General features: G+C 60.2%; 29 protein-coding genes. 13 read left to right on the plus strand and 16 right to left on the minus strand.

From position 1 onward, the window contains the following. The first annotated feature begins 8 nt into the window (after window positions 1-8). The 6 genes from ribBA to LIX91_RS14105 all read left to right on the plus strand — a co-directional run bounded on the left by ribBA (window position 9) and on the right by LIX91_RS14105 (window position 4,349). Window positions 9-1,100 carry a bifunctional 3,4-dihydroxy-2-butanone-4-phosphate synthase/GTP cyclohydrolase II gene (gene ribBA, locus LIX91_RS14080; RefSeq protein ID WP_003368927.1) on the plus strand — a complete coding sequence of 364 codons (1,092 nt, stop codon included), beginning with the start codon at window positions 9-11 and terminating at the stop codon, window positions 1,098-1,100. Between the two features lie 129 nt (window positions 1,101-1,229). Continuing rightward, window positions 1,230-1,706: a 6,7-dimethyl-8-ribityllumazine synthase gene (gene ribE, locus LIX91_RS14085; protein WP_002555427.1), complete on the plus strand. Its 477-nt coding sequence runs from the start codon at window positions 1,230-1,232 to the stop codon at window positions 1,704-1,706. Next, window positions 1,703-2,200, plus strand: a complete 498-nt coding sequence (gene nusB, locus LIX91_RS14090; protein WP_003419525.1) for a transcription antitermination factor NusB — start codon at window positions 1,703-1,705, stop codon at window positions 2,198-2,200. The genes ribE and nusB overlap by 4 nt, the downstream gene beginning before the upstream one ends. A 16-nt stretch (window positions 2,201-2,216) precedes the next feature. Then, window positions 2,217-3,182 carry a thiamine-phosphate kinase gene (gene thiL, locus LIX91_RS14095; RefSeq protein ID WP_226488648.1) on the plus strand — a complete coding sequence of 322 codons (966 nt, stop codon included), beginning with the start codon at window positions 2,217-2,219 and terminating at the stop codon, window positions 3,180-3,182. A 133-nt stretch (window positions 3,183-3,315) separates the two neighbouring features. Then, window positions 3,316-3,933 (plus strand): GTP cyclohydrolase II, encoded by a 618-nt coding sequence (gene ribA / locus LIX91_RS14100; RefSeq protein WP_003419520.1) that lies wholly within the window; start codon window positions 3,316-3,318, stop codon window positions 3,931-3,933. Next, window positions 3,930-4,349, plus strand: a complete 420-nt coding sequence (locus LIX91_RS14105; RefSeq protein ID WP_032699800.1) for a hypothetical protein — start codon at window positions 3,930-3,932, stop codon at window positions 4,347-4,349. Before ribA ends, LIX91_RS14105 begins: the two co-directional genes overlap by 4 nt. 41 nt (window positions 4,350-4,390) lie before the next feature. On the opposite strand, the gene LIX91_RS14110 is transcribed toward LIX91_RS14105, so the two are convergent. From LIX91_RS14110 to LIX91_RS14130, 5 genes are all read right to left on the minus strand, one after another. Further along, a complete protein-coding gene (locus tag LIX91_RS14110; RefSeq protein WP_226488649.1) occupies window positions 4,391-4,963 on the minus strand; it encodes a HupE/UreJ family protein in 573 nt (190 codons plus the stop codon). 25 nt (window positions 4,964-4,988) lie between these two features. Further along, the gene (gene ureG, locus LIX91_RS14115; RefSeq protein ID WP_003347890.1) at window positions 4,989-5,606 is read right to left on the minus strand and encodes an urease accessory protein UreG; all 618 of its coding nucleotides are present in this window, start codon (window positions 5,604-5,606) and stop codon (window positions 4,989-4,991) included. Between the two features lie 21 nt (window positions 5,607-5,627). Further along, window positions 5,628-6,302: an urease accessory protein UreF gene (locus LIX91_RS14120; RefSeq protein WP_226488650.1), complete on the minus strand. Its 675-nt coding sequence runs from the start codon at window positions 6,300-6,302 to the stop codon at window positions 5,628-5,630. After that, complete coding sequence (gene ureE / locus LIX91_RS14125; protein WP_003347894.1) at window positions 6,299-6,799, minus strand: urease accessory protein UreE; 501 nt, start codon at window positions 6,797-6,799, stop codon at window positions 6,299-6,301. The genes LIX91_RS14120 and ureE overlap by 4 nt, the downstream gene beginning before the upstream one ends. A gap of 233 nt (window positions 6,800-7,032) precedes the next feature. Then, on the minus strand, window positions 7,033-7,665 hold the full coding sequence (locus LIX91_RS14130) for a TetR family transcriptional regulator (protein WP_002555418.1): 633 nt from the start codon (window positions 7,663-7,665) through the stop codon (window positions 7,033-7,035). A 223-nt stretch (window positions 7,666-7,888) separates the two neighbouring features. Between LIX91_RS14130 and LIX91_RS14135 the strand changes: the two genes are divergently transcribed. Next, a complete protein-coding gene (locus tag LIX91_RS14135; RefSeq protein WP_226488651.1) occupies window positions 7,889-9,955 on the plus strand; it encodes an AsmA family protein in 2,067 nt (688 codons plus the stop codon). Window positions 9,956-10,076: 121 nt separating this feature from the next. Here the strand turns inward: LIX91_RS14135 and LIX91_RS14140 are convergent, their stop codons facing one another. Further along, window positions 10,077-10,616, minus strand: coding sequence for a bacterioferritin (locus LIX91_RS14140; RefSeq protein ID WP_003317037.1), 540 nt, complete (start codon window positions 10,614-10,616; stop codon window positions 10,077-10,079). A 363-nt stretch (window positions 10,617-10,979) separates the two neighbouring features. Then, the gene (gene osmE, locus LIX91_RS14145) at window positions 10,980-11,318 is read right to left on the minus strand and encodes an osmotically-inducible lipoprotein OsmE (RefSeq protein WP_003317036.1); all 339 of its coding nucleotides are present in this window, start codon (window positions 11,316-11,318) and stop codon (window positions 10,980-10,982) included. A 310-nt stretch (window positions 11,319-11,628) separates the two neighbouring features. Between osmE and LIX91_RS14150 the strand changes: the two genes are divergently transcribed. Further along, window positions 11,629-11,862: a hypothetical protein gene (locus LIX91_RS14150; protein ID WP_003368905.1), complete on the plus strand. Its 234-nt coding sequence runs from the start codon at window positions 11,629-11,631 to the stop codon at window positions 11,860-11,862. Here the strand turns inward: LIX91_RS14150 and LIX91_RS14155 are convergent. Continuing rightward, window positions 11,859-12,740: a DMT family transporter gene (locus tag LIX91_RS14155; protein WP_004412057.1), complete on the minus strand. Its 882-nt coding sequence runs from the start codon at window positions 12,738-12,740 to the stop codon at window positions 11,859-11,861. The genes LIX91_RS14150 and LIX91_RS14155 overlap by 4 nt on opposite strands. Before the next feature lie 152 nt (window positions 12,741-12,892). On the opposite strand from LIX91_RS14155, the gene LIX91_RS14160 reads away from it, so the two are divergent. Both LIX91_RS14160 and LIX91_RS14165 read left to right on the plus strand, forming a co-directional pair. After that, window positions 12,893-13,183 carry a PsiF family protein gene (locus LIX91_RS14160; protein WP_226488652.1) on the plus strand — a complete coding sequence of 97 codons (291 nt, stop codon included), beginning with the start codon at window positions 12,893-12,895 and terminating at the stop codon, window positions 13,181-13,183. A gap of 188 nt (window positions 13,184-13,371) precedes the next feature. Then, window positions 13,372-14,382 (plus strand): AI-2E family transporter, encoded by a 1,011-nt coding sequence (locus LIX91_RS14165; RefSeq protein WP_003419507.1) that lies wholly within the window; start codon window positions 13,372-13,374, stop codon window positions 14,380-14,382. A 456-nt stretch (window positions 14,383-14,838) separates the two neighbouring features. On the opposite strand, the gene LIX91_RS14170 is transcribed toward LIX91_RS14165, so the two are convergent. Further along, the gene (locus LIX91_RS14170) at window positions 14,839-16,104 is read right to left on the minus strand and encodes an Hsp70 family protein (RefSeq protein WP_003419479.1); all 1,266 of its coding nucleotides are present in this window, start codon (window positions 16,102-16,104) and stop codon (window positions 14,839-14,841) included. A 327-nt stretch (window positions 16,105-16,431) separates the two neighbouring features. Here LIX91_RS14170 and cbpA point away from each other — a divergent pair, with 327 nt between their 5' ends. After that, window positions 16,432-17,376 carry a curved DNA-binding protein gene (gene cbpA / locus LIX91_RS14175; protein ID WP_032699855.1) on the plus strand — a complete coding sequence of 315 codons (945 nt, stop codon included), beginning with the start codon at window positions 16,432-16,434 and terminating at the stop codon, window positions 17,374-17,376. A gap of 75 nt (window positions 17,377-17,451) precedes the next feature. Here cbpA and LIX91_RS14180 read toward each other — a convergent pair whose 3' ends face one another. Beyond that, the gene (locus LIX91_RS14180; RefSeq protein WP_003419477.1) at window positions 17,452-18,582 is read right to left on the minus strand and encodes a sensor histidine kinase; all 1,131 of its coding nucleotides are present in this window, start codon (window positions 18,580-18,582) and stop codon (window positions 17,452-17,454) included. 159 nt (window positions 18,583-18,741) lie between these two features. Between LIX91_RS14180 and LIX91_RS14185 the strand changes: the two genes are divergently transcribed. Together LIX91_RS14185 and LIX91_RS14190 are read left to right on the plus strand one after the other, a co-directional pair. Beyond that, window positions 18,742-19,380 carry a thioredoxin family protein gene (locus LIX91_RS14185; RefSeq protein WP_004412049.1) on the plus strand — a complete coding sequence of 213 codons (639 nt, stop codon included), beginning with the start codon at window positions 18,742-18,744 and terminating at the stop codon, window positions 19,378-19,380. 75 nt (window positions 19,381-19,455) lie between these two features. After that, window positions 19,456-19,818, plus strand: a complete 363-nt coding sequence (locus tag LIX91_RS14190; RefSeq protein WP_004412047.1) for a thioredoxin family protein — start codon at window positions 19,456-19,458, stop codon at window positions 19,816-19,818. Window positions 19,819-19,865: 47 nt separating this feature from the next. Here LIX91_RS14190 and ureC read toward each other — a convergent pair whose 3' ends face one another. The 6 genes from ureC to LIX91_RS14220 all read right to left on the minus strand — a co-directional run bounded on the left by ureC (window position 19,866) and on the right by LIX91_RS14220 (window position 24,548). Further along, a complete protein-coding gene (gene ureC / locus LIX91_RS14195; RefSeq protein ID WP_003419475.1) occupies window positions 19,866-21,566 on the minus strand; it encodes an urease subunit alpha in 1,701 nt (566 codons plus the stop codon). 133 nt (window positions 21,567-21,699) lie between these two features. Beyond that, entirely contained in the window at window positions 21,700-22,005 is a 306-nt protein-coding gene (locus LIX91_RS14200; protein ID WP_003391866.1) for an urease subunit beta, read from the minus strand. Next, the gene (locus tag LIX91_RS14205; protein ID WP_003347923.1) at window positions 22,002-22,535 is read right to left on the minus strand and encodes a GNAT family N-acetyltransferase; all 534 of its coding nucleotides are present in this window, start codon (window positions 22,533-22,535) and stop codon (window positions 22,002-22,004) included. The genes LIX91_RS14200 and LIX91_RS14205 overlap by 4 nt, the downstream gene beginning before the upstream one ends. Window positions 22,536-22,545: 10 nt before the next feature. Then, window positions 22,546-23,088, minus strand: coding sequence for a GNAT family N-acetyltransferase (locus LIX91_RS14210; RefSeq protein WP_003347925.1), 543 nt, complete (start codon window positions 23,086-23,088; stop codon window positions 22,546-22,548). A 10-nt stretch (window positions 23,089-23,098) separates the two neighbouring features. After that, window positions 23,099-23,401, minus strand: a complete 303-nt coding sequence (ureA, locus tag LIX91_RS14215) for an urease subunit gamma (RefSeq protein WP_003347927.1) — start codon at window positions 23,399-23,401, stop codon at window positions 23,099-23,101. Between the two features lie 301 nt (window positions 23,402-23,702). Continuing rightward, window positions 23,703-24,548, minus strand: a complete 846-nt coding sequence (locus tag LIX91_RS14220; RefSeq protein ID WP_046267012.1) for an urease accessory protein UreD — start codon at window positions 24,546-24,548, stop codon at window positions 23,703-23,705. Between the last annotated feature and the right edge of the window lie 10 nt (window positions 24,549-24,558).

Here is a 24,558-nt window from a genome sequence, read left to right on the forward strand (position 1 = left end):
GGTGCCGCGTGGCGCTCAACAGTATCGAAGAACTGGTCGAAGACATTCGCCAGGGCAAGATGGTCATCCTCATGGATGACGAAGACCGCGAAAACGAAGGCGACCTGATCATGGCCGCCGAATGCGTGAAGCCCGAGCACATCAACTTCATGGCGCGTTTCGCCCGTGGTCTGATCTGCATGCCGATGACTCGCGAGCGCTGCGAAACCCTCAAGCTGCCGCTGATGGCCGCGCGCAACGGTTCGGGTTTCGGCACCAAGTTCACCGTTTCCATCGAAGCCGCCGAAGGCGTGACCACCGGTATCTCGGCAGCCGACCGCGCACGTACTGTGCAGGCTGCCGCTGCCAAGGACGCCAAGGCCGAAGACATCGTCAGCCCGGGCCATATCTTCCCGCTCATGGCCCAGGCGGGCGGCACCTTGGCGCGCGCCGGTCATACCGAAGCGGCCTGCGACCTGGCGCGCATGGCCGGTTTCGAGCCGACGGGCCTGATCTGCGAAGTCATGAACGACGACGGCACCATGTCGCGGCGCGCCGAACTCGAAGCATTTGCCCTGCAACATGACATCAAGATCGGCACCATCGCCGACCTGATTCACTACCGGATGATCCACGAACGTACCGTTCAGCGGATTGCCGAGCAGCCGATGGACAGCGAACTGGGCAGTTTCAACCTGGTGACCTACCGCGATTCGGTCGAGGGCGACGTGCATCTGGCGCTGACTCTGGGCACCATCTGCGCTGAAGAGCCCACGCTGGTTCGCGTGCACAACATGGACCCGCTGCGTGACCTGTTGATGGTCAGCCAGCCCGGCCGCTGGAGCCTGCGCGCCGCCATGCGCGCGGTTAACGAGGCGGGCAGCGGCGTGGTGCTGCTGCTCGGTCACCCGCTGGATGGCGATGTCTTGCTGGCTCATATTCGCGAAACCGCCGGTCAGCAACCGATCAAGACACCGACCACGTACAGCACGGTCGGTGCCGGTTCGCAGATCCTTCGTGACCTCGGCGTGCGCAAAATGCGCCTGATGAGTTCGCCGATGAAGTTCAATGCGATATCCGGTTTCGATCTGGAAGTTGTAGAATACGTGCCCTCCGAATAAATCCCGGCAGGTCGGGGCGTGCGAAAGATGGTTTTTCGCAGGTTTTGGCCTGACAGGCATGATTCGTGGCCTAATATCCCTCAAAGTCCGCCCCAAGGCGGGCTTGCTCTTTAATACGAGACTCACCGAATGACCTTGAAGACCATCGAAGGTACCTTCATCGCCCCCCAGGGCCGCTATGCCTTGGTAGTTGGCCGTTTCAACAGCTTCGTCGTGGAAAGCCTGGTTAGCGGTGCCGTTGATGCGCTGGTACGCCATGGCGTGAGCGAAAGCGACATCACCATCATCCGTGCGCCGGGTGCGTTCGAGATTCCACTGGTTGTGCAGAAAGTTGCCCAACGCAGCGAGTTCGCGGCCATCGTCGCACTGGGTGCAGTGATTCGTGGCGGTACTCCACACTTCGAATACGTGGCAGGCGAGTGCGTCAAGGGCTTGTCCCAGGTGTCCATGGAGTTCGGCGTGCCGGTCGCTTTCGGCGTGTTGACCGTCGACTCCATCGAACAGGCCATCGAGCGTTCCGGCACCAAGGCCGGCAACAAGGGCGCTGAAGCTGCCCTGTCTGCTATCGAAATGGTCAGTCTGCTGTCGCAGCTGGAGGCCAAGTGATTTCCGACGATACCGACCAGTTCAACCCGCGCGACGCCAAATCGCCGGAAGCCGCCAAGGGCAAAAGCGCCAAGCGTCGTGAAGCACGTCAGATGGCAACCCAGGCCCTGTATCAGTGGCACATGGCTGGCCATTCGTTGAACGAGATCGAAGCGCAGTTCCGTGTCGACAACGATTTCAGCAACGTTGACGGCACCTACTTCCGTGAGCTGTTGCACGGCGTGGCAACCAACAAGACCGAGATCGACACCGCGCTCTCGCCTTGCCTTGACCTGACCATCGAAGAGCTCGACCCGGTTGAGCTGGCCGTACTACGGCTGTCCACCTTCGAACTGCTCAAGCGCATCGACGTGCCTTATCGCGTGGTGATCAACGAAGGCATCGAGCTGGCGAAAGTCTACGGCTCCACTGACGGCCACAAGTTCGTCAATGGCGTGCTGGACAAGCTGGCGCCGCGCCTGCGTGAAGTCGAAGTGAAGGCCCACAAGCGCTGATTCGCGCCTGACCTTCATGGGAGAGTTCGAGCTGATCCGCAATTACTTCGCCGCCGCGCCCTGTGCGCAGGCGGGCGAGGAAGTTGCCCTGGGGATCGGCGATGACTGTGCGCTGCTGGCGTTAGCGCCCGGCGAGCAGTTGGCGATCTCGACCGATACCCTGGTTGCCGGGGTACATTTTCCTGATGCCTGCGACCCCTTTCTGCTTGGCCAGCGCGCGCTGGCGGTGTCTGCCAGTGACCTGGCGGCCATGGGCGCCCGGCCTGTCGCGTTCACCCTTGCCCTGACCCTGCCGCAGGTCGATGCCGACTGGCTGCAGACCTTCGCTCGCGGCCTGAACCAGATGGCGCAAGGCTGTTCGCTGCGTCTGATCGGTGGTGATACCACGCGCGGTCCCTTGAGCCTGACCCTGACAGTGTTCGGCGCTGTGCCGGCCGGATCAGCCCTGACCCGCGCGGGTGCTAAGGCGGGTGACCTGCTGTGTGTCGGCGGCACGCTGGGTGATGGCGCAGGTGCATTGCCGCTGGTATTGAAGCAGCGCAGCGCCGAGCCCTCGATCGCCGAAGCATTGCTGGCCCGCTACTGGTCGCCGCAACCGCAACTGGCACTGGGGCAGGCTTTGCGCGGCAGGGCGACGTCGGCGCTGGACATCTCCGATGGGCTGCTGGCCGACTGCGGACACATCGCTCGCGCGTCGGGTGTTCGTCTGGTGGTTGAGCGGGACCGGCTGCCGATGTCTGACCAGTTGCTGACCTTGTTCGATCTGCCTTCTGCCCGACAGGCCGCACTGAGCGGTGGCGACGATTACATCCTGGCCTTCACACTGCCTTCCGAACACTTGCCGACCGTGCTGAAAGAAGGCTGGCCGGTGCATGTCATTGGCCGGGTAGAGCAGGGGCAAGGCGTCGTGCTTGTCGACGACACAGGGCAAGACGTCACGCCTGACACGCGTGGCTACCAGCATTTTGGCGGTGAGCAGTGAGCGGATGAGCGCTTCTATCTATCGAACTTTATGATCTAAATGCCCGAGAATTCACCCTGAGCGTCTGCAGGAACCTGCTGTTACAATGCAAATCTTGCGAATTTCCAGTCTTCATACTGATCAGGAGCACACGGTGCCCGTCGTCTTTGTCGCCGCTTCCAAACTGCCCACTCCCTTTGCAGAGTTTGCCATGCACGGCTTTATCGAGTCGGCAACCGGCCGTGAACACGTCGTCCTGAGTCTGGGCGATGTGGCGGACGGTGAGCCGGTTCTGGGTCGCGTACATTCCGAATGCCTGACGGGCGACGCCCTGTTCAGTCAGCGTTGCGATTGCGGTTCTCAACTGGAAGCCGCCCTGCGCGCCATTGCCACTGAAGGGCGTGGCGTATTGTTGTACCTGCGCCAGGAAGGGCGCGGTATCGGTCTGATGAACAAGATCCGCGCCTACGAGCTGCAGGATGGCGGCGCCGATACGGTTGAAGCCAACGAGCGCCTGGGCTTTGCTGCCGATCAGCGTGACTACGCGATCTGCCTGCCGATGCTTCAGCATCTGGGCGTGCAGTCGTTGCGGCTGATGACCAACAACCCGCGCAAAGTCAAAGCCTTGACCGAGATGGGCATCAGGGTCGCCGAGCGCGTGCCGCTGCACACCGGGCAAAACCCGCATAATCGTCTTTATCTGGCGACCAAGGCGGGCAAGCTGGGGCACATGATGGGCAACGAACATCAAAGCGAGGTCGGCCCCGCGTGACACGCAGCGAGGTTCGTCAAAAGCTCGAGATGCAATGGTGGCGTCAACTGGGTCTGACCCTGGCGCCATTGCTGGTGGTCTGTGTATTTTTCGGTGCCAGCGAGCCGCTCATTCCGGTGTTGGCGATCCCGCTGTTGATCGCCGGCATAGGCTCGATGTTCGTCAGCCTGAAACCCTTCGGCGCCTACAAGCGCGCGTTGGCGGTCACCCAGGCTGCACTCGATACACCCGAGGAGCCGGCAGCATGGCTCAAACTCGCGGCCATCCGCCGTCTGGCGTTCCTGGCCGCCGGGTTGCCCGCCTGGATCGCCGCCATCGCGGTGCTGTTCGGTCTGCATCCCTTGCCGGTCTGCCTGCTGGCGTTTGCCAGCGCAGTGCTGCTCTACCTGTACCGCATTCCTGCGCCTTCGCGCTGATCATCCGCAACTGAAGCGGACACGATCAGCGCGAAGCTCGATCAGGCTGCCAGCAACCACACACCTGCTGCCGCAGAGGCTGCACCGGCGATACGCACCAGCGGTGCTGCCGCCTGAGGCAACACGCGAACCACCGCATAACCCAGCGCATGCAAGGCCGCAGTCGCTGCAACAAAACCTGCTGCGTAAGCCCACGGGCTGGACATCTCCGGCAGTTCAAGGCCATGCGCTACGCCGTGGAACAAGGCGAACAGGGCTGTTACGGCGACCGCCAGCGCCAGCGGCGGACGTACTGCCAATGCCACGGCCAGGCCCAGAGCCAGTACCGATGCGGCAATGCCGCTTTCCAGCGCCGGCAGGTTCAGACCTTCAAAGCCCAGCATGCCGCCGATCAGCATGGTGCCGACGAAAGTGCACGGCAGCGCCCAGCGTGCCGAACCTTGTTGCTGCGCAGCCCACAAGCCGACGGCAAGCATGGCCAGCAAGTGGTCCAGCCCACCAATCGGGTGGCTGATACCAGCGATCAGGCCGTTATCGCCATGACCGGGGTGAGCCAGCGCCAGAGTCGGCACCAGCAACAGCGCGAGGGCGCCAAGGGCTTTTTTGTAGTTCATCGACGGGTTCCTTTTGGTTGTGAATTCAGGCGGCTGCATTCAGCAGGCCCTGGCGCTCAATGAAGGCAATGATCTGTTCCAGACCCTGGCCGGTTTTCTGATTGCTGAACACGAACGGCTTTTCGCCACGCATCCTGCGCGTGTCGCTGTCCATCATTTCCAGTGACGCGCCCACCAACGGGGCGAGGTCGATCTTGTTGATCACCAGCAGGTCCGACTTGCAGATGCCCGGACCGCCCTTGCGCGGCAGCTTGTCGCCGGCCGACACGTCGATCACGTAGATGGTCAGGTCGGAAAGCTCCGGGCTGAAGGTCGCGGAAAGGTTATCGCCACCGGACTCGACGATGATCAGGTCCAGGCCTTCGAAGCGGCGATTGAGCTGGTCGACGGCTTCCAGGTTGATCGAAGCATCCTCGCGAATGGCGGTGTGCGGGCAGCCGCCGGTTTCAACGCCGATGATGCGCTCAGGTGCCAGTGCCTCGTTACGCACCAGAAAGTCAGCGTCTTCGCGCGTATAGATATCGTTGGTCACCACGGCCAGGTTATAGCGGTCGCGCAATGCCAGGCACAGCGCCAGGGTCAGCGCCGTCTTGCCGGATCCGACCGGGCCACCGATTCCGACGCGCAGAGGTTGGCTGTTCATTGAGTTCTCCATAAGGACTGATCAGGACCGGAATAACCGGCTGTATTGACGTTCGTGCGCCATGCTCGCCAGGGACAGACCGAAGGCTGCGCTGCCGGTATGGCAGGGATCTTGTGCGCTGGCACTGACCTGCGCCTGCTGCAATAACGGCAACAGCTCGCTGGTCAGGCGCTGGGCGGCTTGCTGGCCCAGCGGCAGGGTTTTCATCAGCACGGCCAGCTGGTTTTCAAGCCAGCTCCATAGCCAGGCGGCCAGCGCATCCTGCGGGCTGATCTGCCAGGCGCGTGCGGCCAGCGCCCAACCAAGGGCCAGGTGCGGCTCGGCAGTCTGCTGCAGAAAATGCCGTGCATCACGATCCAGTTCAGGCAGGCCATCGAGCAACTGCTTCAAGGAATACCCCATCTGCCGGCTTTCCAGATGCAGCTCGCGGGTCTCGCGGCTGGCGCGATGCTGCTCGCTGACTTGCAGCAACTGACCCCAGTCACCGGCTGCCGCTGCTTCGCAATGAGCCAGCAGCAGGGGCGCCTCGAAACGCGCGAGATTGAGCAGCAGTTGATCGCCGATCCAGCGGCCCGCAGTCTGCGGGTCCACCACGATGGACTGCTCCACTGCCATTTCCAGCCCCTGCGAATAGCTGTAGCCACCAATGGGCAGCTGCGGACTGGCCAGGCGCAATAGCGCCCAGGCGCTGTTCACTTGCGCACGCCGAACTGGTGCATGCGCGGCGGATAGTTGAAATCCTCCTCGCCTGCACGCGAGTGATGATGCCCACCGCCGTAGGCGCCATGTTCCGGCTGGAACGGCGCTTCGATGGTGTCGACAGTGGCGCCCAGTTGATCGAGCATCGCCTTGAGCACGTAATCGTCGAGCAGGCGCAGCCAGCCGTCGCCGACTTGCAGGGCCACGTGACGATTGCCAAGGTGATAGGCCGCGCGGGTCAGTTCGAAGGTGCTGCTGCACGTGACATGCATGAGTTTTTCGGGACGTGCGCAGACACGCACGACACGGCCGTCCTTGGCCTGAAGAAACTCGCCATCGCGCAGCGGCGACTGGCCGCGTTGCAGAAACAGGCCGACGTCTTCGTTTTCCGCACTGAAGCAGCGCAGTCGGCTTTTGCTGCGTGCCTCGAAATTCAAATGCAGCTCGGCGGCCCATTCGGCCTGAGGTTCGATTCGGTCGTGAATCACCAGCATCAGATAGCTTCCAGCCAATTGCGATGCTTCAAATCAGAGCAAGGGGCTTGCCAACAGTGCAGCTTGCGGGGAAATGGCTGACAGAAGCGGGCGATGCGAATGTTGGCACACATTGTGTTGCTCTTTTTTGGTGCATAAGCAACTCGATGCGTTGATTTGGTGCGAGTCTTTTGCTTGAGGGGAGCGTTAATAGTGAGACGTCGTTCTCGGGACGAAGCAGAGCGTGCCGACGCTTAATCGTGACTGCCCAGCCCCCGCCAGTGCCGTGCGCCAATGAAGATGAAGCGCAGTTGCTGGGTGATCTTCGCCTGAGGTGTCAGGTGCGGGGCCAGTGAAGCGGGGGGCGGGTCGATCAGTTCCGGCAGCATCGCAAACACACTTTTGACCACCAGATCGGCGATGATCGACAGTGCATCGGCATTCAGGTGCTGCCATTTGGGCATCTTTGCCAAGTCGGCGGTGAGGTCGGCGCTGATGCCTTCACGCAGCGCTCCGAGCGCCTGGCGCACCTTCAAGGAGCCGCCGTATTGTTCGCGCGCCAGAAACAGGAACTGCGAGCGGTTGGCCGCCACACGTTCGAGGAATATCTTCACCGAGGCACGAATCAGCCCGCCCATGGCGAATTCGTTGTGGCGCACCAGCCGGATGGTCTCGCGAAAGGTCTGGCCGACCTCGCTGACCAGCGCCAGCCCCAACTGGTCCATGTCTTCAAAGTGCCGATAGAAACCGGTCGGTACGATACCTGCCGTGCGCGCCACTTCGCGCAGGCTCAGGCTGCCGAAGCCGCGCCCGCTCTCCATCAGTTGATGGGCAGCATCGAGCAGGGCTCTTCGGGTCTGTTGTTTCTGTTCGGCGCGGGGCAGCATGGCTCAAACGATTCTTGGATTAGGCTGGGTTGCACTTTAGCAAATGCGCTTTGCCTGCGTCGAAAGGGTTTTCAGTCGGGCTCCTTGACCGGTAACAGTGCATGAGTGCTGGCCTTCGATGCATTTTCGTATTCAAATCAAACCCTCGGCGCGTTTGTCAGTCGAACATTCATGTCGTATTCAGCGCGCCAGGGTCGGGGCGCTGTTTTCTGGAGAGTGACGCATGACGCGCAGCCGCAAGATTTTCGCCTGGACAGGTGCCACGTTGTTGGTGGTGCTGGCTATATTGGTCATTGTGATCGTCACTTTCGACTGGAATCGCATCAAACCTACCCTCAATGCAAAAGTCAGCGAAGCGCTGCATCGTCCGTTCGCCATCAATGGTGATCTGGATGTGCGCTGGACGCGCGAGCCCGAACTCGGTGGCTGGCGTGCCTGGGTGCCGTCGCCGCACTTTGTCGCCGATGACCTGAGCCTGGGTAACCCTGAGTGGTCTAAGACCCCGCAGATGGTGACCCTCAAGCACGTCGAATTTCGTCTCTCGCTGCTGCCGCTGTTGGCGCAGCAAGTCGTTATCCCGCGTATCGATCTGACCGGCCCCGAGGCCAGACTGGAGCGTCTGGCCGATGGTCGCGCCAACTGGGTGTTCGATCTGCCCAAATCCGACCCGAATGCCGAGCCCTCCAAGTGGGTGATGGACATCGGCGCGATCAAGTTCGACAAGGGACTGGTGAGCTTCAACGACCAGAAACTCAACGCCAATCTGGACGTGGTGATCGACCTGCTCGGCAAGCCGATCCCGTTCAGTGAAATCGTCGGCAGCAAGGAAGCGAAAAAGGCCCAGGACAAGGGCGCAGTGCCGCAGGATTATGCGTTCGGTCTGGCGGTCACCGGCCAATACCACGATCAGAAGCTGAGCGGCACCGGCAAGGTCGGCGGTCTGCTAGCGCTCAAGGATGCCAATCAGCCGTTTCCGGTGCAGGCTGACGTCAAGGTCGGTGACACCCATGCGGTGATCGCCGGGACCCTGACCGATCCACAGAACCTGGGCGCGCTGGATCTGCGCCTCAAGCTTTCCGGCGCGAGCCTGAGCAATCTGTACCCGCTGACGGGTGTGACCCTGCCAGATTCTCCGGCGTACTCCACCGATGGCCGCCTGATCGCCAAACTGCACGATGCGGCTGGCGCCAACTTCCGTTACGAAGGCTTCAACGGCAAGATCGGCAACAGCGATATCCACGGTGACCTGGGCTTCGTCGCCAGTCAGCCCCGGCACAAGCTGAGTGGCGTGCTGGTCTCCAACCAGTTGCTGTTCAGTGACCTCGCGCCACTGATCGGTGCGGACTCCAATGCTGCGCAGAAAAAGCGCGGTGGCGAGAGCAAGCAGCCTTCGGGCAAGGTTCTGCCTGTCGAGGAGTTTCAGACCGATCGCTGGCGGGCGATGGACGCCGACGTGGAGTTCACCGGCAAGCGCATCGTGCAGAGCCCGGACCTGCCGTTCACCGACCTCTACACCCATCTGGTTCTCGACGATGGTCAGTTGAGCCTTGAGCCGCTGCGTTTTGGTGTGGCAGGCGGCAAGCTGGACGCGGACATTCGCCTGAACGGGCAAAACAAACCCATGCAGGGCAGGGCCAAGCTGTCGGCGCGCAATTTCAAGCTCAAGCAGTTGTTCCCGACCTTCGAACCGATGAAAACCAGCTTCGGTGAGCTGAACGGCGACGCCGATATCAGTGGGCGCGGCAACTCGATTGCAGCCTTGCTGGGGTCTGCCAACGGCGAAATGAAGATGCTGGTGAACGACGGCGCGATCAGTCGTGGCCTGATGGAAATTGCCGGGCTCAACGTGGGCAACTACGTAGTCGGCAAGCTGTTCGGCGACAAGGACGTGAAGATCAATTGCGCGGCCTCGAACTTCGGTATCAAGGACGGGCTGGCGACCAGCCGGCTGTTTGTCTTCGATACCGAGAACGCCATCATTTACATCAACGGCACCGCGAACCTGAAGACCGAGCAACTGGACCTGCAGATCAACCCTGAGTCAAAGGGCTTCCGCGTGTTCTCGCTGCGCTCGCCGCTGTACGTCAACGGCCCGTTCGCCAAGCCCAACGCAGGCGTACAGTCCGGCCCGTTGTTGCTGCGCGGAGCCGGCATGGTGCTGCTCGGTGCAACCGTAGGTCCTGTTGCCGGTTTGCTGGCGCTGGTCGCCACTGGCGACAGCGAGCCGAATCAGTGTGGCCCGCTGCTGGAGCAGATGCGCACCGGCAAGGCGCCGAAGACGGTGAAGTAACGCTCCATCTCTGTTGCCCGCGCTGGAGCGTGCGCAACGATGTTCACATATGTGCCTCGAGAAACTACCGGGCAAAAAAAAGCCAGGACACAGGTCCTGGCTTTTCATTGGCTGCTGCGGCTTACAGATCGTTCAGAATGTCTGCCATGTCGTCAGCGTGCTCTTCTTCCTGAGCAAGGATTTCTTCGAAGATGCGGCGGGTAGTCGGGTCGCTGTCGCCGAGGTATTGAATGATCTCGCGATAGCTGTCGACGGCGATGCGCTCGGCAACCAGATCTTCGTAGACCATTTCTTTCAATGTGTTGCCAGCCACGTACTGCGCGTGGGAGTTCTTCGACAGGGTGTCCGGGTTGAACTCCGGCTCGCCGCCCAGTTGCACGATACGCTCGGCCAGTTTGTCAGCGTGCTGCGCTTCCTGCTCTGCGTGTTCCAGAAACTCGGCTGCCGCGACGCTCGCTTTCAGGCCCGACGCCATGTAGTAGTGGCGCTTGTAGCGCAGCACACAGACCAGCTCGGTAGCCAGCGATTCATTGAGCAGGCGCAGGACCGTTTCGCGGTCAGCGCTGTAACCTTGAGTCACAGCACCATCCTCAACGTTCTGGCGTGCGCGCTGGCGCAGAGTATTTACATCGGAAAGCTGTGATTGCGGTGCAGAATTCATCATTTATCTCCAGGACTCATCAGGTTTTGCTGTCCCGCTCTGTGTATTGCCCGGCAGGATCAGCAAGGGTTGTGAGTGCTGGAGAAGGGAAAAAGTTTTATCGGATTTTCGTCGGTGCGCAAGGTTGTGACTGAATGTAAAAATATAAGAAACGAGTGCTGAGCCCCGCGGTCCCAACCTTGAGACCCAAATAAATCGTGGAGATACACAATGCTCAAGTTCCTGGGAAGCACCGTTGGCATCATCTTTCTGATCGGCCTGGTCGTGGTTATCGCCCTGTTCAAGCTGGTTTTCTAAAAAAGCATTCAACAAAAAGCCCGAGGCATACAGGCCTCGGGCTTTTTGTTTGTGCCTGCGTTTTGATTACATCGCTTTTTCGTTCTTCTCGCGTTGTTCGCACGTCATGAAACCTTTGTTGGTCACACGGCCGTCGCTGTTGAAGCTGACGTGGTAAACCTGTTTGTGGCCGTCTTTGTTCATGACGTAGTTGTTGCAAGTGCCTGGGTTGACCCGGCGCTCGATGGTGCTCGACGGCTCACCGCCGATGGTCAGGACCTGCTGGCGCGTCATGCCGTTCTCGACCTGCTTGACCAGCGGCTCATTGCGATAAGTGACGTAGTCCACCGGGTTCTGCACGGTTGTGTTGCTGCAGCCAGCCATCGTCGCCAATACAAAGGTCGCCGCGAAGAGTTTTTTGTACATCGTTATTGCTCCACATGTCAGAGCCGGTTTTGGCCCGGTATGCCTTGGAGCAGAGGAGGGGCTCAAGAGTTCGAAAAAAAGATGGCGATGAGGCAGTACCTTGCATCCACCCTTATGACTTTGCTGAATCCTCCGAACCGCATGACGATCGGGCATGAAAAGCGCTTTGAATATTCCTCGCACGTTCCCGAAAGGCCGAGGTCAATCTGATGGCATGGTTGAGCGTTTTGCTCAGCCTTGGGCTCGGTCATCGGTTGTCGGACCGTAGTTCGTTAATCAGCCGCTCCTCAGTGACGGCCAGGAAGATGCGATGAGCGATAAAGAACTGTATGAGATCGAGTACACCCTGCTCGGCGAGCACCACGTAGACATTATCGAGAATCTGGACGTGCCCATCATCGAAGTCGTGCACGAACTGGCGCTCAAGCATCACGTAGAGCTGGACGAGCTGCCGATGGGTGAAGCCGGTCTGCCGCTTGCCGCCGGCATCACCGATGTGTCGATTCACAGCCTGGAGGGCAGCGAAGGCAGCGCGACTGCCTAATCCGCCCTGGATCGCAGCGGTGTCGTCCAGCGTTCCGCGAGGATGACGCCGCACAGGGTCAGCGCTCCGCCGAACAGGTGATAGAGCGCCAGTTGCTCGCCCAGTGTCGCCGCGGCAATCAAGGCCGTGGCGATGGGCATGAGGTTGAAGAACAGTGTTGTGCGGCTGGGGCCCAGGCGCATGATCGAGGTCATCCACAGCCACGGCGCGAGCATCGACGTTGGAATCGCGGCATACAGCACCATCGGTATGTTGCTCGCATTCAGGCCGGTTTTCGCCGACAGCATGAACGGCGGCAGCAAGACGATAATCGCCAGCAGGATCTGTACGTAAAGCAACTGCAGGGGCGGCAAACGCAACTGCCACTTCTTCAGCAGCGTGCTGTAGACCGCATACGACGCGGCGGCCACCAGCACCATCGCATCGCCCCGATTGACACCTTGCTCGATCAGGCCGGCCGGATTCCCTGCCGAGACCACGACCACCACTCCCGCGAATGACAGCACCGCCCCGAGCAGTGCGCCCGAGGTCAGGCGAGTGCCAAGGCAGGCTATCGACAGCCCCAGCGCCATCATCGGCACCATCGACTGAATGATCCCCATGTTGGTGGCGGTTGTCAGGCTGGCCGCGAAATACGCCAGGCTCTGATAGAGCGCTGTGCCAAGCACGGCCAGAATGAAGATCTTGCCGAGTACCGGTTTGATCGCCGCGCGGTTCGCCCACACAGGCCCGAGCATGAACGGCGTGAACAGCAAGCCGGCCAGCGCCCAGCGATAAAAGCCTATTTCAGCCGGAAAGATCACCCCGGCAGACGCCTTGGTGACGGCTGTGTTGATCGCCCAGATAAGGACGGTGATCAGCGGAAAAGCGTATTGCATAAGGGGATCATCGTTAAAGCGAGGCGTAATTATCCGCCTGTTTGTCGAGAATGCCAGCGGCGATGTCCGGTGTCCCGTCACAGAGTGCAGACGCTGACTACACTGAATCTCAGCCTGTGCCGCCCGGTGCAGTGGATCTGGAGAGTGGATCGATGAACAAGCTCGGTATTCCTGTGTTGCTCGTTGGTTTGATGTTGTCTGCCCAGGGTTTCGCTGCGACCGCGCAGCAGAACAAAATGACCACCTGCAATGCCGACGCCAGCGCGAAGTCGCTGAAGGGTGATGAGCGCAAGGCGTTCATGAGCACTTGCCTGAAAGCGGCACCGCCGCCGGCGGCTACCCAGCAGGAGAAGATGAAAACCTGCAACGCGACCGCCAGCACTCAGGCGCTCAAGGGGGACGCGCGCAAGAGTTTCATGAGCGATTGTCTCAAGAAGAAATAATTTTTCAGTCAGCCTTTTTGCTGCTGGTAACAGGCGCGGGTGCAGTAAACACTGCGCTTTCGCGCCGTTCTCGAGCCGATCATCGGGCAGATGATTGCGGCTTGTTTTTTAGCGCTTTCGGATCACTGGTTCTGGACTGAGAAGGCTGGCAGACTGCCCACCTTCCTTGTGTTGCCCGTTGAGGGTCTATGCCAACGTTTTCTGCGCGTCAGGTGTTAATAGCCAGCTGGATTCTTGTATTTGGCGGTCTGTTATTGGTGTTGCCATTCAAGTTGTTGCCCAGTCTGCTGGCCGGACTGCTGGTGTTCGAGCTGGTCAACATGTTGACCCCCAAGCTGCAACGTCTGATTTCCGGCGAGCGGGCCCGCTGGCTGGCTGTGGCGCTGCTGGGCACACTGGTGGTCAGCCTGTTGACGCTGATTTTTGCCGGGGCCATCAGTTTTGTGCTGCACGAAGCCGAAAATCCGGGCGCCTCGCTCGACAAGTTCATGACCCTGGTGGATCGCGCTCGTGGTCAGTTGCCTCCGTTCATCGATGCCTACCTGCCTGCCAGCGCCGCGGAGTTTCAGGTTTCGCTCGGGCAATGGCTGCAGAAGCACGTGGGCGAATTGCAGTTGATCGGCAAGGGGGCGGCGCACATGTTCGTCACCATGCTGATCGGCATGGTGCTGGGCGCGATCATTGCCTTGCAGCGTATCTCCGACGTGCATGCGCGCAAGCCGCTGGCAGCCGCACTGTTCGATCGGCTGTACCTGGTCAGCCGGGCGTTTCGTAACATCGTTTTCGCCCAGATCAAGATTTCCCTGCTCAACACGGCGTTTACTTCGGTATTTCTGGCCGTCGTGCTGCCGTTGTGCGGGATTCACCTGCCACTGACCAAGACCCTGATCATCATGACCTTCCTGCTCGGCCTGTTGCCGGTGGTGGGTAATCTGATGTCCAACACGTTGATCTTCATCGTCGGCATGTCCATCTCGATCTGGGTCGCGCTGGCGGCGCTGGGCTACCTGATCGTGATCCACAAGGTCGAGTACTTCCTCAATGCGCGCATCGTGGGCGGACAGATCAACGCCAAGTCGTGGGAGTTGCTGCTGGCAATGCTGCTGTTCGAAGCCGCATTCGGCCTGCCGGGCGTGGTCGCAGGGCCGATTTACTATGCCTACCTGAAGAGCGAGTTGCAAAAGGAAGGGTTGGTCTAGGGCGCTTGCGTAGATAGGCGTCCGAAAGAACGCCTATCGTGCCAGTTCACCGCGTTGGCATTCAGTTCTGGACGCTCTGCGTCTGCGGTGCTGCAGAGCATCCACATGGCTCGAAACACTCCCGCCCGTGGGAGTGATCCGCATGGCTTGAAAACACCCCGGCCCTGTGGGAGTGAGCTTGCTCACGAAGAGGCCCGTGCAGCCGCTGGAAGTCCATTGGTCAGGTAACCCGTCTTCGCGAGCAAGCTCGCTCTCACAAGATCAGCGATCTGTGACGCGGAGCATCACGAAGGGCATTCCCACCCTGTGGGAGTGAGCTTGCTCACGAAGAGGCCCGTGCAGCCGCTGGAAGTCCATTGGTCAGGTAATCCGTCTTCGCGAGCAAGCTCGCTCCCACAAGATCAGCGATCTGTGACGCGGAGCATCACGAAGGGCATTCCCACGATAGGCGCATGACTAGCCGTAACGCTTCTTCGCTTCGATGGCCAGGCCGCTGCCGATGCTGCCGAAGATGTTGCCTTCGACGTGGCGTGCGTTGGGCAGCATGTTCGAGACGCTGTTGCGCAGGGCCGGGATGCCGCTTGAACCGCCGGTGAAAAACACTGTGCTGACCTGTTCGACACTCACTCCCGCATCGTTCAGCAAGTTCGTCACGCTGTTGCGCACCCGCTCAAGCTGGGCATCGATGGCGGCTTCGAACATCACCCGGCTCAGGTCCACGCTCAGGCCGGCTTCCACTCGATCCATGAGCAGGTGACGGCTGTCGGCGTGAGTCAGCTGGATCTTGGTTTCTTCCACTTCCATGGCCAGCCAGTGCCCGGCGCGTTGTTCGATCAGTTTGAACAGGCGATCGATGCCACCGGTGTCTTCGATGTCGTAGCGCATGCTGCCCAGGGCCAGTTGCGATTTTTGCGAGTACACCGCGTTGATGGTGTGCCAGGTCGCCAGGTTCATGTGGTGGCTGGTCGGCATGTACGCACCGCTTTTCATGCGGCTGCCATAACCGAACAGCGGCATCACGCCTTGCAGGCTCAACTGCTTGTCGAAGTCGGTCCCGCCGATGTGTACGCCACCGGTGGCAAGGATGTCTTGCTGGCGATCATCGTGCCGGCGTCGCTCGGGCGACAGACGTACCAGCGAAAAGTCTGACGTACCGCCGCCGATGTCGACAATCAGCACCAGTTCTTCGTCCTGGATGGTGGACTCGTAATCGAAGGCCGCAGCGATGGGCTCGAACTGGAAAGATACGTCCTTGAAACCGATCTTGCGCGCCACTTCGGCCAGCGTGTCTTCGGCTTCCTGATCGGCCTGGGCGTCGTCATCGACAAAATGCACCGGACGGCCCAGCACGACCTGCTCGAATTCGCGGCCAGCCGTTTGCTCCGCGCGCTTTTTCAGCTCGCCGATAAACAGTGCCAGCAAATCCTTGAACGGCATCGCCGTGCCCAGCACGCTGGTGTCATGCTTGATCAGCTTCGAGCCCAGCAGGCTCTTGAGCGAGCGCATCAGGCGGCCTTCGTAGCCCTCCAGATACTCGTGAAGCGCCAGGCGGCCATACACCGGGCGGCGTTCTTCCATATTGAAGAACACCACCGAAGGCAGGGTAATCTTGTCGTCCTCCAGCGCGATCAACGATTCCATGCCGGGTCGTTGCCAGCCGACAGTGGAGTTGGACGTGCCGAAATCGATACCGCAGGCACGGGCCGGGGATTGGTCATTCATGTCTTTTACGTTCCAGTCAAAAAACGGCCGCGCAGTTTATGCCAGCGCGGGCAAATTGCGTAGCGCGACACGTCGCTTATATTTACCTGGCTGTATTTGCGACCAAGGCTTGAACTGAGGCCCGTTACCCCCAATCTTGAAGGGATTCTCGGTAGACCCTGTTGTCGGACATTATGTTGTCGAGCTATCGACCTGCCGGCAAAGGCAGCTGGTCTATCTGTATATTTTTCGACGTTAGGTAATCCAGATGCCTCGTGACAGAGGGAGCTGGGCGCGTGACGCCAGCGTATCTGGCTTTGCCGGATAATTCGGATGGGTGATCGTTACATGGATTTCAAAGACTACTACAAGATACTTGCCGTGGAGCCGACGGCGGACGACAAGGCGATCAAGACCGCCTATCGCAAACTCGCGCGCAAGTATCACCCGGACGTCAGCAAGGAGGCAGGCGCCGAAGACAAGTTCAAGGAAGCGTCCGAAGCGTATGAGGTACTCAGCAGCCCTGAAAAGCGCGCCGAGTATGACGAACTGCGCAAATACGGTCGTCAGGGCCGTCCGTTCCAGACCCCGCCGGGCTGGCAAAGCCGTGCCGGCGCCGGGGCAGGCGGCTTCGAGGAAACGGCAGACTTCTCGGAGTTTTTCAGCTCCATTTTCGGTGGCCGGCCACAGCAGGGCGGGCGTACCCGCAACCCTGGGCGTACCGGTCAGGACGTAGAGATGGAGCTGGCGGTGTTCCTCGAAGAGACCCTTTCGGGGGAATCCAAGCAGGTCAGCTTCAAGGTGCCGCAGCACAGCCCCAACGGGCAACGCATGAGCGATATCACCAAGACCCTGAACGTGAAGATTCCGGCCGGCGTGGTCGATGGCGAGCGTATTCGCCTGAAGGGGCAGGGCGCGCCGGGCGTGGGCGGTGGTGCCAATGGCGACTTGTACCTGATCATCCGCCTGGCCCCGCATCCGCTGTTCGAGGTCGAGGGCCATGATCTGGTCATCACCGTGCCACTGGCCCCCTGGGAAGCCGTGCTGGGTACCAAGGTTGCCGTGCCTACGCTGACCAGCAGGCTCAACCTGACCATCCGTCCGGACAGTCAGAACGGGCAGCGTCTGCGGATCAAGGGTAACGGCTTGATGAACAAGAGTGGCGAGCGCGGCGATCTTTACGCGCAGTTGAAAGTCGTCGTGCCCAAGCACACCGACGAGGCTACCCGCGCGCTCTGGCAGAAACTGGCGGACAGTTCGTCGTTCGATCCCCGCGCGCAGTGGAAGGGTTGAGCGGAGCGCTCTTGCGATTCTGTCTTTTCTGCCTGGGCTGATGCGGCACCCGCATCAGCAGGCAGTCAGCCTCGGTCAGTTTTTCGGCAGCACCACATTGAAGGTCGTGCCCTCACCAATGGTCGAGGTCACAGTGATGCTGCCGCCGTGGGCGTTGACCACTTCCTTGACGATGAACAGGCCCAAGCCAAGGCTGGTCGACGTGCCGCGTGTTTCGCTGTTTTCCTCGGTGCTGCGCACCAGCGGATCGAAGATCGTCCCGATAGCGTCTTCGGCAATCGGTTTGCCTTCGTTGTGGACCACCAATATCACGGCTTTCTCGGCACCCGTGACAGTCACCGTTATCTCGTGACTGGCGGCACCATGCTGCAGGGCGTTGCCGATCAGGTTCTGTAACATCTGGCTGATCCGCCCGGCGTCCCAGTGACCCTTGGTGTTGCCTTCGATGTTCAGCACCGGAACAGAGTCCGGTCGCCCGGCGCAGGCTTCCTCGATGGCCTCGCGGCAGGCGCTGGCCAGGTCCATGTATTTGCGCTCCACCGGCAGCCCCGCGCCCAGACGACTGCGAACGAACTCCAGCAGATCGCTGACCATCGAGCCCATATGGCGAGTGCTGGTCTGGATACGTGAAACATAGGACTGGGTCTTGTCGTCCAGCGTTATTTTGCGGGCCAGCAACTCGGTGGACATACTGACGGCCTGCAGTGGCGCGCGCAGGTCGTGACCGAGAATGGCGAGAAAGATATCCCGTGAGCGCCCAACCCGCTCCGCATAGGCCGCAGTAGATTCGGCAAGCGCCTCGTCGATGGCTTCGTTGAAGCGAATCACGTCCTGAAAATCGGCCAGTTGCGGCGCTGCCAGGCTTTCTACCCAGAGGCGGATGACGCTGGCGCGCAGATGGCGAAACTCCGACGTCATCTGCACCAGATCAAAACCGACCTCATGGCGCAACTCGCCATGGCTGCTGGCTGCTTCGTCCAGGCTTGGCGTCTTGTTCAGCTCTTCGCCTCTGGCCTTGGCAATCTCCTCGCTTTTGCTCTGCGCGGTCTTCATGTCCCGTGCTGCGGCGAGCAAAATCGACCTGGCATGATCCCGCAGCTCGGCCGTGGTCATCGTTTCTGCCGCCGGTTTCAGGGTTCTGGCGAAGTCTTCCCATTCATCGACGATGCGATCCACATGAATAACGATGAATTCGGAAAGGCGCATGGCCGGTTACCTTTGGAGGAGCGTGACGAAAGAATGGGCGCATATTACCTCCTTTGCATGACGCGACAAACAGGGCGTTTACTGTCATTTCTGTCAGTAGACGCCGTTTTTTCGGGGGGCTATGTTGGATTGGCGATCAATTGAATGGGAGCCCTGAACATGAGCGTCATGACTGTGACCGATTCAACCTTTCCGAAAGAGGTCGTGGAGGCCAGCCACCACAGGCTCGTGGTGGTGGAATTCTCGACTAAGGGAAAGGTTAATAAGCAGGGAGCGGAAAACGCCAGTGCCAGAATGGATACGATTTTCGATGGGCTTGAAGCGGACTACGCCGACAAGGTGACGCTTGTCAGGGCCGAGATCGAACTGGACGCCGACCTGAAAGACTCCTTGAACCCGTTAATGACCACCGAGTACGCGATAAATCATGGTCCGACGCTGGTCTTTCTCAAGCAGGGCAAAAGGGTAAGGGAAGACCTTGTCGGGCAACAGACCAAGGAGCAGATGGTAAAGGAACTGGACGAGTTGCTGATTTCGCTGCCTCCTTCAAAATTCGAATTTTCGGCCTTTGTTGAAAAACGCATCAAGCAGGCGGCACTGACGCTTGCTGACGGAAAAATCAGCGCGCGTGACGACGTGGCTTTAGGTCAATTGATTGTCTTTCTTACATTGCGTCGAGCGTTGCTGAGCAAGGGTGTTGCGCTTGACCTTGGCATACTGGACGGAATCAACGACTCATTACAACTGTTGCAGTTGTTGCAACCCAGAGAAACCTTTTTAGGGCGTCTGGAGCCCTGAAACGTTTTTCCGAAACCAGCCTTTGGAAGGCGCCGTGGAGTTCGAGGCGTGAGCAGATAGACAAGGAGAAATGTCATGGGTGTAATCGTCGTAGACGACAACAGTTTCCAGACTAAGCTATCGAAGGATCCCTCGTCGCTGGTATTGGTCGAATTCAGCCGGCCCGGGGTCAATGAGTATAACGAACCTGACCACAGCACACGGACTGGGGCGATTCTCGACGAGCTTGCGTCCGAGACGTTCGAAGGCAAGGTCATGATGCTTCGGGTGCCTATGGACAGCTGTGCAGCGACAGTTCAACAGTACAATGTGACCGTCGCGCCGACCGTTATCTTCTTCAAGGACGGTAAAAAGCTTAAGGAAACCGCTGATTTTCATCTGAAGCCCTGGTACAGGACCGAAATCAAAGAGCTGCTTAAAGCCAACCAATCAAGCTGAGCGCAAACACCCCAGGGCCTTCGCACACCGAAGGCCCTTTTTTGGGTTCAAAACAGAAAGTACCGCTGCGCCATCGGCAGCACATCCGCAGGCTCGCACCACAGCAACACCCCGTCGGCCTTGACCTGATAGGTCTGCGGGTCGACTTCGATGTCCGGCAGGTAATCGTTGTGGATCAGGTCTTTCTTCTGCACGGTGCGGCAGCCTTTGACGACACCGATCTGCTTCTTCAGGCCCAGTGACTCCGGTACACCGGCGTCGAAAGCTGCCTGGCTGATGAACGTCATGCTGGTGGCGTGCAGCGAACTGCCGTAGCTGGCGAACATCGGGCGGTAGTGAACCGGTTGCGGGGTCGGGATCGAAGCGTTGGCGTCGCCCATCAGGCTGGCAGCAATGGCCCCGCCCTTGAGGATCAGGGTCGGTTTGACGCCAAAGAACGCCGGCCGCCACAGCACCAGATCCGCCCACTTGCCGACTTCGATCGAGCCCACTTCATGGCTGATGCCGTGGGTGATCGCCGGGTTGATGGTGTATTTGGCGATGTAACGCTTGGCGCGGAAGTTGTCGTTGCCCGGGCCATCCTGCGGCAGTGGACCACGCTGTTTCTTCATCTTGTCGGCGGTTTGCCAGGTGCGCATGATCACTTCACCGACCCGGCCCATGGCCTGGCTGTCGGAACTGAGCATGGAAAAGGCGCCCAGGTCGTGAAGGATATCCTCGGCGGCGATGGTCTCGCGGCGGATGCGGCTTTCCGCGAAAGCCACGTCTTCGGCGATGCTCGGGTCCAGGTGATGGCAGACCATGAGCATGTCCAGGTGCTCGTCGATGGTGTTGCGGGTGAACGGGCGCGTCGGGTTGGTCGAGCTCGGCAGCACGTTCGGCGAACCGCAGGCCTTGATGATGTCCGGCGCATGACCGCCACCGGCACCTTCGGTGTGATAAGTGTGAATCGTGCGGTTCTTGAACGCGGCCAGGGTGGTCTCGACAAAACCCGACTCGTTGAGGGTGTCGGTGTGGATCGCCACCTGCACGTCGTATTCGTCGGCAACGCTCAGGCAGTTGTCGATGGCCGCAGGTGTGGTGCCCCAGTCCTCGTGCAACTTCAGACCGATGGCCCCGGCCTTGACCTGTTCGATCAGCGGGCCAGGCAGGCTGACGTTGCCCTTGCCGGTGAAGCCGATGTTCATCGGGAACGAGTCCGAGGCCTGGAGCATGCGCGCCATGTGCCACGGGCCGGGTGTGACGGTGGTGGCATTGGTGCCCGTGGCCGGCCCAGTGCCGCCGCCGATCATGGTCGTCACGCCGCTCATCAGGGCCTCTTCGATCTGCTGCGGGCAGATGAAGTGGATGTGCGTGTCGACGCCGCCAGCGGTGAGGATCATGCCTTCGCCGGCAATGACCTCGGTGGCTGCGCCGACGGCAATGGTCACGTCCGGCTGAATGTCCGGGTTGCCCGCCTTGCCAATGGCCGCGATACGCCCGTTCTTGATGCCGACGTCTGCCTTGACGATGCCCCAGTGGTCGATGATCAAGGCATTGGTGATCAGCGTGTCGACTACGTCAGCGGCCAGCAACTGGCCCTGGCCCATGCCGTCACGAATGACCTTGCCACCGCCGAACTTCACTTCTTCACCGTAGGTGGTGAAGTCCTTCTCGACCTCGATCCACAGCTCGGTATCGGCCAGGCGAACCTTGTCGCCGACGGTGGGGCCGAACATGTCTGCGTAGGCTTGTCGGCTTATCTTCATCTCTCGTACCTCGGATTCAGAGCGGCAAGCTGCAGGCCGCACACTGTAATGTGTTCAAAGCGACAAGCTGCAAGCTGCAAGCCGCAAGTCTTTAGTCGTCATATGCTTTTCTCTTGAAGCTTGAAGCTTGAAGCTAAAGCTCCCCCATCACCCGACCGGCAAACCCGTAAACCTTGCGCAAACCGGCCAGGTCCACCAGCTCGACTTCGCGGGACTGGCCCGGTTCGAAGCGCACGGCGGTGCCGGCCGGAATGTTCAGGCGCATGCCCCGGCTGGCGGCGCGGTCGAAGGTCAGTGCGTCGTTGGTTTCGAAAAAGTGGAAATGCGAGCCCACCTGAATCGGCCGGTCGCCGCTGTTGGCGACAGTCAGGCTGAGGGTGCGGCGTCCGGCGTTGAGTTCGATGTCGCCGGGCTGGATCTGGTATTGACCAGGGATCATGTCGGTTGCCCCAAGGTTTTGAAATAAATGGCGGTCGGCCGATAGCGACCGTCCGGTGTCGCGCAATAATCCGGCAGTTCACCGACACGGTGGTAGGCCAGCGAGCGATAGAACGCTTCAGCCGTCGAGCCTGCTTCGGTGTCCAGGTGCAGCAGTCCACGTTTGTGTTTCACGGCCGCCTGCTCAACGGCCTCCATCAATTGCCTGCCCAGGCCACGCCCGCGAGCCGCAGGCAGCACCATCAGTTTCTGTACTTCGGCGCGGTTCAGGCCATTGGGCTTCTGACACAGCGACAGTTGCGCACTGGCCAGAACGTTTTCGTTCTCGACCACGACCCACAGCAGCAGAGTGCCAGCGGCGACGTCGACTCTGAGCCCGTCGCACCAGCCGTAGGCCTGCGCCATGTCGAGGTCGGCCATGAAACCGACCGACGCGCCATCATGAACCGTATCGAACAACAGTTGCGCCAGACCCTGGCGGTAATGCGCGAAGCTTTCGGCGGTGACGCGGCGCAGCTGTGCTGGGTTCATGGCGTGCTCTCTAAAGGGCGGAAGGGGCTTGTGAAACCGGTGGTTGAGCACCGGGCGACAGGTCGAGCTGCATGAACGTCAGGTCCAGCCAGCGACCGAACTTGGTGCCGACCTGGGGCATTTGTCCGGTGGTCTTGAAACCCAGGCGATCATGCAGGGCGATGGACGCCGCGTTACCGCTTTCTATGGCCGCGACCATCATGTGCTTGTCACAGTCGCGGGCGCGCTCGATCAAAGCGGCCATCAGGCGCGGGCCCAGGCGTTTGCCACGCTGGTCGGCGCGCACGTAGACCGAATGCTCGACCGTATGGCGAAAGCCTTCGAACGGCCGCCAGTCGCCAAACGACGAATAGCCAAGCACGTCTCCTGCGTTGTCGACGGCCACCAGAATCGGATACGCCTGGCTCTGGCGAGCTGCGTACCAGGCCTGGCGGTTAGCCAGATCAACCGGCTGCTCGTTCCAGATAGCCGTGGTGTTGAGCACCGCATCGTTGTAGATGTCCAGAATGCCCGGCAGATCGTCCGGCAAGGCGTCGCGAATCGCGTCCTGCATGATCACTCCTTCAGGCAATCGGCTGATGCACGGTGACGAGTTTGGTGCCATCCGGAAAGGTGGCTTCCACCTGGATCTCCGGGATCATTTCCGCGATACCTTCCATGACCTGATCACGAGTCAGCAGGGTCGTGCCGTAGTGCATGAGCTCAGCGACGGTCTGTCCGTCACGCGCACCTTCGAGCAGCGCCGCAGAAATATAGGCCATGGCTTCCGGGTAGTTGAGCTTCACGCCGCGCGCCAGACGCCGTTCGGCGACCAGTCCGGCGGTGAAGATCAGTAGCTTGTCTTTTTCACGTGGTGTCAGGTCCATGGGGCTTCCGTTTGTTCAAATTCGGTGGTTGATCGTTCCCAGGCTGAGCCCTCATTGTTATATATAAGTCTGTTTTGGGTTCTGGCCGAAGGCCGTGGGAGCGAACTTGTTCGCGAAGGGGTCGGTGTAGTCGCCGAACATGCAGCGCCTAAAACATTGTCTTCGCGAACAAGTTCGCTCCCACGACCTGCGGGCAGAAGCGCTAAAAGACCCGATTTTCGGGCTTTTCAGGACTTATGTACCACGCTGAGTGCATCAGCGCCGAGGGTGTAGCCTGGAATGCAGAGCGTCCAGTCATCAATCAGGTATTCCAGATTCTTGGCGTTACCGCCTCGCGTCCCAGCAGGGCAGGGCGCAGTCGTTTCCACAGTTCTATCAGCCAGGCCCGGGCATGCAACGCTTCGTCTGCCAGACAGCGAGCGACCAGCAGACCGGGCAATTGAGTCAGGTCGCCGCGTACCGGGTTGGGCATCGACAGCGAACGGCAGGCCTCGAGCAGCTCGCTGCCCACTTCGCCGGTCATCAGCAGGGTGGCGAACACGGTTCTGCCGTCCAGGCCGATGGGCGAGCCCAGCAGCCCGTCGCCACCGATAATGCGTTGTCGCTCATGCCAGAGCAATGTGCCGTCGCGACGGATATCCAGATGCGATTGAAAATGGCCGTGCTCGAACCGCTCGCCACTGGCCGGCCGGCCCAAAGCCACCACGTCCCAGTAGCATAGCTTTGCATCACCGTGCAGCTCTATCCGAGTGCTCAGTTCTGCCTGGGCATTGCTGAAGACGATGGTTTCCTGCGGCAGCCATTCCAGTGTCGCACCGGGCTGGACGTGCAGTTCCAGTTGCTGGAAGGCCGGGCTGGCGGCGCGATACCATTTGGCCGCGCCGGGGCTGGTCAATTGCGCCCAGGCATCGGCACCGACGGTGGCCGAGATATCCAGCCGGTCACCCCCGGCGATACCGCCCGGTGGATGAACGATGATGTGCTGGCACACCTCCGGGCCTTCGGCGTACAGATGCTTTTGCACCCGCAGCGGTCCTTTGTGGCGCCGCAGTGTCGGGCGTGTGCTGTCATCGAAACGGCCGTAACCCAATTCCAGCTCGGCGTGCCAGCTGGGGGTGAAGAGGGCGGTGTTGGCAGGCAGGTTCATGGTGTCTTCA

This window comes from Pseudomonas sp. B20, assembly GCF_020515755.1.
Lineage (GTDB): Bacteria > Pseudomonadota > Gammaproteobacteria > Pseudomonadales > Pseudomonadaceae > Aquipseudomonas > Aquipseudomonas syringae.